The sequence below is a fragment of the uncultured Sphingomonas sp. genome (genome assembly GCF_937859915.1).
GTDB lineage: Bacteria > Pseudomonadota > Alphaproteobacteria > Sphingomonadales > Sphingomonadaceae > Solisphingomonas.
Map to the genome: position 1 here is coordinate 38,969 of NZ_CALMAW010000099.1, position 11,668 is coordinate 50,636.

Genomic DNA, 11,668 nt, shown 5'->3' on the forward strand with positions numbered 1-11,668 from the left:
CGCGGCGGACCGTTTCCAAGGGGAGCATTTGATGGACCTCGAAAAATTCACCGATCGCGCGAAAGGCTTTCTCCAGTCCGCGCAGACTGTTGCGATCCGCATGAACCACCAGCGCATCGCCCCCGAGCATCTGCTCAAGGCCCTGCTCGAAGACAGCGAAGGCATGGCATCTGGCCTGATCGCCAAGGCCGGCGGCGACGCCAGGATCGCCTTGCGGGACACAGATGCCGCGCTCGGGAAAATCCCGCAGGTGTCGGGCGGCGGTGCGCAGCAGACGCCCCAGCTCGACAATGATCTCGTCCGCCTGCTCGATACCGCCGAGCAGGTCGCCAAGAAGGCGGGCGATTCCTACGTCACCGTCGAGCGGCTGCTGCTCGCCTGTGCGCTGTCGACGAGGACCATCGCGGGCAAGGCGCTCGCCGCCGCCGGGGTCACGCCCGAGGGGATCAACGCCGCGATCGTCGATCTGCGCGGCGGCCGCACCGCCGACACCGCGTCGGCCGAAGACCGCTACGACGCGCTCAAAAAATTCGCGCGCGACCTGACCGAGGCGGCGCGCAGCGGAAAACTCGACCCGGTGATCGGTCGCGACGAGGAGATCCGCCGCACCATCCAGATTCTGGCGCGACGCACCAAGAACAACCCGGTGCTGATCGGCGACCCCGGCGTCGGCAAGACCGCGATCGCCGAAGGGCTCGCCCTGCGCATCGCCAATGGCGACGTCCCCGACACGCTCAAGGACCGCAAGCTGATGGCGCTCGACATGGGCTCGCTCATCGCCGGCGCCAAATATCGCGGCGAGTTCGAGGAGCGGCTCAAGGGCGTGCTCGACGAGGTCAAGGGCGCCGACGGCCAGATCGTGCTGTTCATCGACGAGATGCACACGCTGATCGGCGCGGGCAAGTCCGAGGGTGCGATGGACGCGGGCAATCTTTTGAAGCCCGCGCTCGCTCGCGGCGAGCTGCACTGCATCGGTGCCACCACGCTCGACGAATATCGCAAATATGTCGAGAAGGACCCCGCGCTGCAGCGGCGCTTCCAGCCCGTCTTCGTTGGCGAGCCGACGGTCGAGGACACGATCTCGATCCTGCGCGGCCTGAAGGAGAAGTACGAGCTGCACCACGGCGTGCGGATCACCGACGGCGCGATCGTGGCCGCGGCGACGCTCTCCAATCGCTACATCACCGACCGCTTCCTCCCCGACAAGGCGATCGACCTGATGGACGAGGCCGCGTCGCGGCTGCGCATGGAGGTCGAGTCCAAGCCCGAGGAGATCGAGACCCTCGACCGGCGGATCATCCAGCTCAAGATCGAACGCGAGGCGCTCAAGCGCGAGCAGGACCAGCCGTCGCGCGATCGGCTCACGACGCTCGAAGGCGAGCTTGCCCGGCTCGAGGAGGAGTCCGACGCGCTCACCACCCGCTGGCAAAGCGAGAAGGAAAAGATCCAGGCCGGCGCCAAGCTCACCGAACAGCTCGACGCGGCGCGGCTCCAGCTTGAGCAGGCGCAGCGCGCGGGCGATCTCGCCAGGGCGGGCGAGCTCTCCTACGGCGTCATCCCCGGGCTCGAGCGCCGGCTCGCCGAGGCCGCCGACGCGTCGCAATCCGCGATGCTGCGCGAGGAGGTGACCAGCGAGGACATCGCCGGGATCGTCGCGCGCTGGACCGGCATACCGATGGAGCGGATGCTGGCGGGCGAGCGCGAGAAGCTGCTCCGGATGGAAGAGACGATCGGCAAGCGCGTGATCGGCCAGGCGCAGGCGGTCGAGGCGGTGTCACGCGCGGTGCGCCGGTCGCGCGCCGGCCTGCAGGATCCCAACCGGCCGCTCGGCTCCTTCCTGTTCCTCGGGCCGACGGGGGTCGGCAAGACCGAGCTGACCCGCGCGCTCGCCGGCTATCTGTTCGACGACGACAGCGCGATGGTCCGCATCGACATGTCCGAATATATGGAGAAGCATTCGGTCGCGCGGCTGGTCGGCGCCCCCCCGGGCTATGTCGGCTATGAGGAGGGCGGCACGCTGACCGAGGCGGTGCGGCGGCGACCGTATCAGGTGGTGCTGTTCGACGAGGTCGAGAAGGCGCATCCCGATGTGTTCAACATCCTGTTGCAGGTGCTCGACGACGGGCGGCTGACCGACAGCCAGGGCCGCACGGTCGACTTCACCAACACGATCATCGTGCTGACCTCCAACTTGGGCTCGCAGTTCCTCACCTCGCTCGGCGAGGACCAGCCGGTGGCGAGCGTCGAGCCCCAGGTGATGGAGATCGTGCGCGCGCATTTCCGGCCCGAATTTCTCAACCGGCTGGACGAGATCATCCTGTTCCACCGGCTCGGCGCGGGCCACATGGCGCCGATCGTCGACATCCAGGTGGCGCGGATCGGCAAGCTGCTGGCGGATCGCAAGATCGTGCTCGATCTGACCGATGCGGCGCGCGCGTGGCTGGGGCGGGTCGGCTATGATCCGGTCTACGGTGCGCGGCCCCTGAAACGGGCAGTGCAGCGCTATCTGCAGGATCCGCTCGCCGACATGCTGCTGCGCGGCGAGGTGCCCGACGGTGCCACCGTTGCTGTCGACGAGGGCGACGGCGCGCTGAAGCTCGGCGTCGCGTGACAAAGAAAGGGCGGCTCCGGTGGGAGCCGCCCTGCAGTCTGTACCGGATTTTCTCGCGTCAGAGCTTGAAGTTGACGCCGACCTTGAAGAAGCGGCCGACAACACCCGCTTCTGCGAAGGCGGGGTTGTAGTTCACGCCACCATAGGTGTTCGGATCGAACGGCGCGCGTGCGTCGAACAGGTTGATCACGTTGGTGTAGATGCTGAACTTGTCGGTGACCTGATAATTGACCGTCGCATCGACATCGATGAACTTCTTGACGTGGCACTGCTCCGGCGTCGACCCGTCGGATGCGACCGCGATCGCGTTCTCGCAGCCGAGACCCGCATAGTCGTCGGCATAGCCGGCATAGCCGCTGGTGTAATACATCGTGCCGGTGACGGTCCACTTCTTGTAGGCCGCCGTGGTCGACCACGTCCCGCGCCAGCGCGGCGTGCCCGAGTCCGAGGTGTTGGCATAGGGCCCTTCGGTCCCGACGAAATGCTCGACGGTGCCGTCGGTGTTGCGCAGGTTGAGCTTGAACACCTTGGTGACGTCGACATTGGTCGACAGCGTCAGATCGTCGTTCACGTGGAAGACGGCATTGGCGTTGAAATCGATGCCGCTGGTCACTTCCGAGGCGGCGTTGACGAAGCTCGCATTGACCGTCTCGATCGTGGGCAGCGCATCGGGATGCGCCGGATCGATCGGGTTGGCGACGATCGAGTAACCGGCCGGCAGCGCCGTGCCCGCATAATAATTCTCGATTGCCGTCGCCGTCTCGCTGCCCTCGACGATGACGTGGCTCTTCTTGATGTGATAATAATCGGCCGACAGCGACAGCCAATGCGTCGGCTTGATGATCGCGCCGCCGGTGAAGCTGGTCGAGAGTTCGGGCTTGAGGTTGGGATTGCCCGTGTTGAACTCGCCGAGCGAATATTGCTTCACATAGGCGTCGTTGCCGTGCGCGGTGACGATGCCGCTGTCGGCAGCGTCGGTCGGCGTGGTATTGACGTAGCCGATCACCTGGCCCGACGATTCGGGGATGCTCGGCGCGCGGAAGCCCTTCGAGAAGGTGCCGCGCAAGATCAGCTGGTCGATGGGCGTGAACTTGACGCCGACCTTGGGCGAGAAGTGGCTGAAGCCTTCCGAATAATGATCGTAGCGGCCCGACGCGTCGACCTCGAGCTGCTTGAGGATCGGCGCCGAGAGCTCGAACGCACCCGATTCATTATAGCGATGGCCGACCGCCGAGAAGAGGTTCACGCCGACCGTCGTATAGGGCGAATAGTCGCCTGCAGCGCCGGTCGGATCCTGGACGGGATCGTCGATCCCCTCGTAGCGGACCTGGCCGCTGACGCCGAGCTGGACCATACCGCCGGGCAGCTCGAACAGATCGCGCGAGAGCGTGCCCTGGACCTGCCAGAGAGTCGAGGTCGAGCGCGCATCGAGCTCGGGCGATAGCGCGCTACGCTCGGCCGCGCTGTTCTGCGTCGGATCGATGAAGTTATAGGTGCCGTTGACGATCGCGCTCTGCAGCGCGTCATAGTTGAGCAGCCCGGTGAACTTCTGGTCGAGCACCGTGCGCATGTAGGTGCCCTCGACGCTCCACTTCCAGCTGCTGCCGAGGGTTCCGTTGATGCCGCCCGCGACGCGGTAGGTGCGCGACATGTCGGTCGTGCTGCTGGGGATGTCGCCGAAATTATAGTTGAGCAGCGCCGACTCGCGCTGGCCGGTCGCGGCATCGATGATGTTGGCGAACGGATCCTGCGGATTGGTCGCGCCATTGGCGAGCGTCGCGGGCAGCACAATGCCGCGGACGGTGGTCGGCTGGCTCGAGCCGGTGCCGTTCGGGCCGGAGGTGAAATAGACGCGATCCTGATAATAGGTGCCCATCAGATAGGCCTGGACCGTGTCGCTGAGCTGCACCGTGCCGCGCGCGGTCACGCCGGCGCGGGTCTGCTGCGGCTGGAGCACACCATATTGATTGACGGTGTTCTGCTCGCAATAGCTGCCGCCGGCCGCGCTCGAATGCTCGATCGTGCCGGTGCCGCAACCGGCCGGGCTGAGCACCTGCGGCAGCGAGCCGTTGATCGCCTGGCCGGTGAAGATGTTGCCCGCCGTCGTCTCGGTCGCCGGGGTCACCACCGCGCTGGTGGTCGGTGCCGAGGCGATGACGCCATTGGCACCCGGATTATTGTCCGCGCCGGGCACGCCGTTGAAGTTCTGCCGGCTCAGATCGAGCGTGTTGTACGGATAGCCCCGATCGTGGTTGTAGAGCATCGAGTCATGCTGATACTCGCCGCTGACGTAGACGTTGAAGCCCTGCGAGGCGAGGTCGCCATAGCCGGCGGTGAGCGTGACACGCTGATGGCCCGCATCGCCGCGCTGGGAGATGCCGCCCTCGGCCGAACCCGAGACGCCCTGGATCTGCTTCTTGACGATGACGTTGACCACGCCCGCGACGGCATCGGCGCCGTAGGTCGACGAGGCGCCGTCCTTGAGCACTTCGATGCGATCGACGATCGCGTCTGGGATGGTGTTGATGTCGACGAAGCTGCGCACGCCGTCATCGGCGAGCGGATAATCGGCGGCGCGCAGACCGTCGAACAGCACCAGCGTCGAATTGGTGCTGAGACCGCGCAGCGACACGCCCGACGCGCCCGATGCAAAGGCGCCGTTGGCGGAAAAGGCCGTTGGCAGGTTGCTGCCGTTGTTGGCGGCCAGCGTCTGCAGCGCGTCGGTAACCGTCGTGATGCCACGACGGCTGAGGTCCTGCGCGGTCAGCTGCGTGACCGGCGACGGGGTCTCGAGATCCTTGCGGCGGAACAGCGAGCCGGTGACGACGATCTCGCCATTGTCCTTGGCAGGCTGGGCGGCGGTGTCGGCGACCGCGGGTGAATCCGTGCTGCCCGATGTTGGCTCCAGCTTGCCCGGGTTGGCGGTCTGCGCAACCGCTGGCATCGCAAGGACGGCCATGCCGGCGACGATCGTCGAGCCGAGCAGGCTCCGCTTGATACGCTTCATATGTTCAAAACCCCTACGCAATTCAGCTGATCGACTGTTTGCCTTGCAAACTGCCGTATTCGGCGAGTTCGCTCGATGGGGTAATGATAGGGCGAGCTATGGTATGACCGCAACTCCGACCCGATGACCAAGGCTTTTGCGGTCTCTATTGTCACATGTCGGCAACATATTCATTTCTTCTAAGCAACACTTGCGGCTGTAAGTCACAAACATGTCCGACACGCCGTCTTTTACGACAGACCGGCAATATCTTTGCGCGGTGCGTGACGGCCGCAGCAACAAGCGGATGTAGTGTTGCAGACCGGAAATGCGCATGGGTCCGCCACGGCGCTGGTCGCTGATCCGGGACGTGAGTTGCCGGTCACTTCCGCAGGCGCACCACGCGCCCCGGCCGCAAACCACAATCAAGCGAAGGCCGCCGTCCGATCCCGAACGGCGACCTCTTTAGCATGAAACAGGCGGTGCGCCGGCCGGCGGTCGGCGCTGTAGAGGCTTAGTTTCCGCCCTTGTTGCTATTCTGGACGCCCTGCATCCGAATCGTGTCTTCGCGCGCGCGTACTGCCATTTCATGCCATTCGGCTTCGGTGTGGCAGACCTTGGCGGACGCAACGAGCGAGCCGGTGACGGTCTCCCGCTTGCAGCGCACCTTATTGGGATCGGCAGGCGCCTTGACCGCGCTATCGGCCAATGCGGGGGTCGCTATCGAAAGCAGGGCAATGGCGGACAAGATACGTATCATCTGGAAACTCCCGGGCACGGTTTCAGCCCAACAGGGCGCCTGGTCCGCATTTCCGCATACGCGCGCGCATTCGTCAATCGCCGACGATGGCGAGAGGACTGTCCGAGCCGACGGTCGCAAAGAAGGCGCGGAGCAAGGACCGCTCCGTCGCGGTCAAATGCGGGTTCCAGACATCGACGATCAGGATCGCGCGCAGGGCGTCGCTGTCGTTCCACGCCTCATGCTCGATCGTGTCGTCGAACGCCCACGCCTCGCCCACGCGCCACGGTCGCGTTTCTCCGCCGACCCGGAAGCGGCAGCCTTCGGGCACGATCAGCGGTAGGTGCACCGTCGCCCGCATATTGCTCACCCCGCTATGCGCAGGCAGATGCGTGCGGGGCTTGAGCAGCGAGAAGAACACCGTCGGCGTCCGCCCGGGGATGTCGGCGAGGGGCAACCGCGACACGATCTCCGCGGTGCGCGGTGCGCGCGCACAGGCTTGCTCGTCGCGTTCGCCGTGCCGCCACAGATGCATCGACCCCCATGCCAGGGAATGATCGAGCGGCGTCCACTTGTTCTCGGGCGTGCCCGGATCCATCCGGACATACGGCTCGAATCCGTCATCTCCGGCTGCGAGCAACGATTGCAGCTCGGCGGTGATGATATCCGTCTGAGCCTCGAACTCGGCTATCCAGGGAAAATGTTTGCGCTCGAAGAACTCGTCGGCGGGGAGGAAGGGATAGTGCAGGCCCTCGCACTCGTTGACATAGATCCGCCGGCGCCGCCCGACGACATGGTCCATGCAGGCTTCGAACCGGCGCCGATCATCGGCCGAGGTCGCCGCGCGCGCGGACGCCAATCCCGCATCAAGCGCATCGCTCAACGCCGCCTGGCGTCGGGCAAGATAGGCCCGGCCGCGCGCGGCGATCGCATCGAGCTCGGGCATCGGCGGTGACGCCATCTCGACCAGCGCGACGACCCCGTTCCAGCGCTGCGCGGCCGCGATATGCTCTTCGCGGCGCTCGTGCAGCTCGGCAAGCCGCAGCAGTGCCATAAAATGGCGCTGGTCGATGGTCAGGGCTGCCTCAAGGCTCTGCCGCTCGCCCGGATCGTCGCCCTGCAGACGGCGGGCCTTTGCGACGTTCAGATGGAGATCGGGCGCGTTCGGATCAGCGACGGCGGCGCGGACGAAGAAGGTCTCGGCATCGGCGTGACGGCTTTGCGCGAGCGCGACCATGCCCAGCGCGTTGAGCGCGCCCGCATGATCGGGAAGCGCGGCGATCACGCGCTCAAACGCCGCCTGCGCGTCGGTCAGCCGCCCGCCGCGTTGCGCGACCGCGCCGGCATGAAACATCTGTTCGGCTTCGCTTTTCGTCATCATGCTCCCTCACGCCGCCGCTATATCGAGCGCGGGGTCGCCGAACAATCGGCCCTCGTCAGGGCCTCGGCGCGGTTTCCTTGTCGCTCGGTTCCGTCGTAAAGCTGCAGCCATGCACTATGTCCCCGCGCGGATCGCCCGATGAGCGCGATCGATTCATCGTCGGTCCTGCAAGGCTCCGGCTGGCTCGCCCACCGTTACGATCCGGTTCTGGACAGCTTTCATTTCGTCGAGGTGCCACGTGCCGCGCAATCCGGCGCGACGTTCCTCACCGACGAGTTCCTGCCCGACACGCCCCCGCTTCATGTTGCAACCCGCGCGCAGGTGATCGCCGCCGCGCCGCACACGGCGCCAATCCACTATATCTTCCATTCCGCTTTCTGTTGCTCGACGTTGCTGGCCCGGGCGCTCGATCGGCCAGGGCTCGCGATCGCGCTCAAGGAACCGGTGGTGCTCAACGACCTCGTCGGCTGGCGACGCCGGGGTGGCAAGGACGGCGATGTCGCCGCCGTGTTGGATAGCGCGCTCACCCTGCTGGCGCGTCCGTTCGCTGCGGACGAAGCGGTCGTCATCAAACCATCGAACATCGTCGCCGGAATCAGCAACGCGATGCTCGCGATGCGTCCCGACTCGCGCGCGGTGCTGATGTACACCCCGCTTCGCGCCTATCTCGGCTCGATTGCGAAGAAGGGCCTGTGGGGACGGCTTTGGGTCCGCGACCTGTTCGTCGGGCTGCTGCAGGATCGGCTGATCGATCTCGGCATCGCGGCGGCCGACCACATCAAGCTCACCGATCTGCAGATCGCCGCGGTCGGCTGGCTTGCGCAGCATGCGCTGTTCGCCCGCATGTTGGCGCGCCACGGCGGGACCCGAGTCCGCTCGCTGGACAGCGAGACCATGCTCGCGTCGCCCGAGGAGGCGCTCCGCGCGGTGTTCGCGCTGTTCGGCTGGGGAGGTCGGCTGGATCTTGTGTCGCGGATCATCGCCGACGGCGCCTTCGCTCGACATTCAAAGGACGCCGTGCCGTTCGCCGCCGCAGATCGCCGAGACGCGCAGATCGCGGCGGCCGACGCGCATGCCGACGAGATTGAGAAAGTGGCGATCTGGGCGGAGACCGTCGCGCAGCGCGTCGGCATCGCGTTCACGCTGGCGCATCCGCTGATCTGACTCCCGCATCTGCTGCGGACAAAAAAAGGGGCGGCCCGAAGGCCGCCCCGATTGATGCGGACAGGGTCCGCGCGCCGTTCGATCAGAACTTGACCTGCGCCCCGACGAGGAAGCGACGGCCCTCGGCGTCGTACAGCGACGGATAGGTGTTGCCGCTGTTGTAAAGCGTCGAACCGATGTCCGTGCCAACGATCGGCGGCTTCTTGTTGGCGAGGTTCGCCACGGTGAAGGTCAGCTCCAGATTGTCGCCGACAATCGTGCGCATCGACAGATCGAAGTAGTTGAAGGCCTTGATCTTGCCGAAGTTGACATTGTCGCCCAACCCGTCGGTGCCGCTGAAGGCGGGGCCATCGATAGCGATATCGGCCGGCTCCTGCTTGAGCTTCGACAGATGGCGCCACAGGACCGAGAAGTCGACCTGTTTGACCGTCACCGTCGCTCGCGTGTTCCACACAAACTCGGGTTGCGGCGAGGCGCAGTTCACCGAGAAGTAGCCCACGCACTCGCGGTTCAAGCCACCAGGCGTCGCCTGGAACTTGTTCGTGTTGGTCCAAGTGCCGTTGAAGCTCAGGTTGAGCTTCGCCAACCCGAAATCATGGCGGTAGTTGGCGGTCACGTCGATACCGTCGGTCTTGAGCGTACCGAGGTTCGAAAGCGTCAGCGGAATGCCCGGAACGGTGGCGCTATCACCGAAGAGAGCACCGGTGACGGGGTCGCGGCGAATACCCGTACAGGCTGCCGACGTTGCCGCGCCTGCGGGAAGTCCGGCACCGCCGTTGGTGGTGCTGGCGCCGTTGAAGCAGGCCGCGATCGCATCGCCCGGCGTCGGGCTGGTGATCGCATCGGTGATCTTGATTTTGAAGTAATCGACCGTGAACGACAGGCCCGGCACGTACATTGCCGGGGTCAGCACAACACCCGCGGTGAACGAGTTCGACTTTTCAGGCTTCAGGTTGATGTTGCCGCCGCCGGTCGAGTTAATCTGCGGATCGAACTGGATCAGGTTAACCGTCGCCGCGGTGGCACCCTGAGCGATACACACATCCCGGAGCGCGCCGGTCGGGGCCGTGGCGCCGGGGATAGTCGCGCCCGCCGAAGTGAGCGTCGCGCAGGGATCGGCACCGAGGTTGGTGAGCGACGTTACGACCGGTGAGAACAGCTCGGCGATGCTGGGCGCACGGACGGCGTGCTGGTAGTTGCCGCGCAACGTGACCCCTTGCACGGGCTCCCAGGTGCCTGCACCCTTGTAGGTCGTCGTGTTGAACGTCGGCGATCCCGCGGTATCGATCTTGTAGTGTGAATAGCGGACGCCGCCTTCGGCGCTGAGGCTGTGCGCGAAGGGCTTATCGTTGACAAGCGGGACGGACAATTCGCCGTACCCTTCGGTCACCTCATAGGCACCGTGGATGTTCGGCGCTGCGCCGCCGCTGCCGCTGATTTCGCCGGGGGTCTGCGAGAGAACGTCAGAGACCTGCGACGCCGTGTACTTGCGATACTCGCCGCCGACCGCGAAGCTAATCGGGTTGCTGGCGAGCGGCGAGGAGACGCCGAAGTCGCCGGTAAGCAGCGCATGCGCCTGAACCAGCGAGGTCTTTTCGGTGACCTCGGTAGGACCGGCGAGATAGGCAGCCTGAGCGGCCGTGATGCTGCCGTTAGGCCCGAAAAGATCAACGGGAACGCAGCTCGTATCGGTGCCGTCGCAGGCCGTGGTGCTGCTGGCAAGCGCCGCGTTCACGAGGCGCGAGGCGCGCAGATTGCCCGTCGTGACCGAGTTGTTCTCGCTCTGGCCGTAGTTGCCGCCGACATCGAGCGTCATCGAGTTGAAGATGTTGAACTTCGCGCCGGCCTTGTAGTCGAAAAGCGTCGTCGTGTTGGTCGCGGCGCGATTGCCGAGTTCCGGCGTGCGTCGGCTGACCGTCGTCGTGAAAGTCTTGTAGGCAGGGTTGGTGACGGTTTGACCAGCTGCATTCACGATCGTTGGGCCCGTGGCAGCGCGAGCGGCCGCGAAACCATTGTCCGTCCCATCAGCGTTGATCAGGCCATTTGCCTGGGCAAACTGAACAGCAGCGGCAAGCGGTAGATAGGGATTGTTGTAGTTGATCGCGATCGGCACCCCGAACGCGCCGCCCGGCGCGAGCACCGTGTCGACCGTGTTCTTCGAGAACATGCCACGCGTGTAGAAGGTGACATGATCGCTGGCGTCGTAATGCGCTTCGCCGAAGATGTTGAAGCGCTTGAACGGCGTCTGGAACAGGTTGTACGGGTTGAAGTTGAACTTCTGGAACGTCGGCACCAGCGCGCCCGTGGTCGGGTTGATCTGCTGCACGGGCTGGCCAGGACGGGTGAAACGGCCGGGGACGGTGGTGTTCGACCCACTGGCGCCGCCCGTGAACGACTCTAGCTGGACCGCCGAATAGCTGCGATCGCCCTGCGTGACCGGATCGGACTTCTGGTAGCCGACGCTAAGCACGGCGTTGCCCTTGCCCTCGTCGAAATTGCCGCCGATCGTGATGTCGGTGCGGAAGGTGTTGCCATCACCCTGCTGGTTGATCTGCTCCGAGCTGTTCATCTCGATGCCCGAGAAGTCGGTGCGCGTGACGAAGTTGACGACGCCCGACACGGCATCGGCGCCGTAGGTGGTCGCGGCACCGCCGGTCAGTACGTCGACGCGCTCGATCAGGGCGAGCGGGATGTTGTTCAGATCGACGACGCCGGTGATGTCGGCGGGGGTGATCCGCTGGCCGTCGAGCAGGACGAGGTTGCGCTGCTCACCGAGGTTGCGGAGGT

The 11,668-nt window shown here is 65.3% G+C and carries 6 protein-coding genes; 2 read left to right on the forward strand and 4 right to left on the reverse strand.

All coding sequences use genetic code 11. The annotated features are described in order from the left end of the window. Positions 1-31: 31 nt before the first annotated feature. A complete protein-coding gene (gene clpB / locus Q0326_RS13265; protein ID WP_298691236.1) occupies positions 32-2,611 on the forward strand; it encodes an ATP-dependent chaperone ClpB in 2,580 nt (859 codons plus the stop codon). A gap of 58 nt (positions 2,612-2,669) precedes the next feature. Here clpB and Q0326_RS13270 read toward each other — a convergent pair whose 3' ends face one another. From Q0326_RS13270 to Q0326_RS13280, 3 genes are all read right to left on the reverse strand, one after another. Then, the gene (locus tag Q0326_RS13270; RefSeq protein WP_298691238.1) at positions 2,670-5,618 is read right to left on the reverse strand and encodes a TonB-dependent receptor; all 2,949 of its coding nucleotides are present in this window, start codon (positions 5,616-5,618) and stop codon (positions 2,670-2,672) included. A 493-nt stretch (positions 5,619-6,111) separates the two neighbouring features. After that, positions 6,112-6,357 (reverse strand): hypothetical protein, encoded by a 246-nt coding sequence (locus Q0326_RS13275; RefSeq protein ID WP_298691240.1) that lies wholly within the window; start codon positions 6,355-6,357, stop codon positions 6,112-6,114. Positions 6,358-6,430: 73 nt separating this feature from the next. Beyond that, the gene (locus tag Q0326_RS13280) at positions 6,431-7,714 is read right to left on the reverse strand and encodes an aspartyl/asparaginyl beta-hydroxylase domain-containing protein (protein ID WP_298691242.1); all 1,284 of its coding nucleotides are present in this window, start codon (positions 7,712-7,714) and stop codon (positions 6,431-6,433) included. Positions 7,715-7,855: 141 nt separating this feature from the next. On the opposite strand from Q0326_RS13280, the gene Q0326_RS13285 reads away from it, so the two are divergent. Continuing rightward, positions 7,856-8,881: a hypothetical protein gene (locus tag Q0326_RS13285; protein WP_298691244.1), complete on the forward strand. Its 1,026-nt coding sequence runs from the start codon at positions 7,856-7,858 to the stop codon at positions 8,879-8,881. Positions 8,882-8,963: 82 nt separating this feature from the next. Here Q0326_RS13285 and Q0326_RS13290 read toward each other — a convergent pair. Next, a partial coding sequence (locus Q0326_RS13290; RefSeq protein ID WP_298691246.1) for a TonB-dependent receptor occupies positions 8,964-11,668 on the reverse strand: 2,705 nt, incomplete at its 5' end.

Bases quoted from the DNA above. Each gene is read 5' to 3' on its own strand.
- Q0326_RS13285 (WP_298691244.1), top strand. From the start codon at position 7,856: ATGAGCGCGATCGATTCATCGTCGGTCCTGCAAGGCTCCGGCTGGCTC.
- Q0326_RS13280 (WP_298691242.1), bottom strand. From the start codon at position 7,714: ATGACGAAAAGCGAAGCCGAACAGATGTTTCATGCCGGCGCGGTCGCG.
- Q0326_RS13275 (WP_298691240.1), bottom strand. From the start codon at position 6,357: ATGATACGTATCTTGTCCGCCATTGCCCTGCTTTCGATAGCGACCCCC.
- Q0326_RS13270 (WP_298691238.1), bottom strand. From the start codon at position 5,618: ATGAAGCGTATCAAGCGGAGCCTGCTCGGCTCGACGATCGTCGCCGGC.
- clpB (WP_298691236.1), top strand. From the start codon at position 32: ATGGACCTCGAAAAATTCACCGATCGCGCGAAAGGCTTTCTCCAGTCC.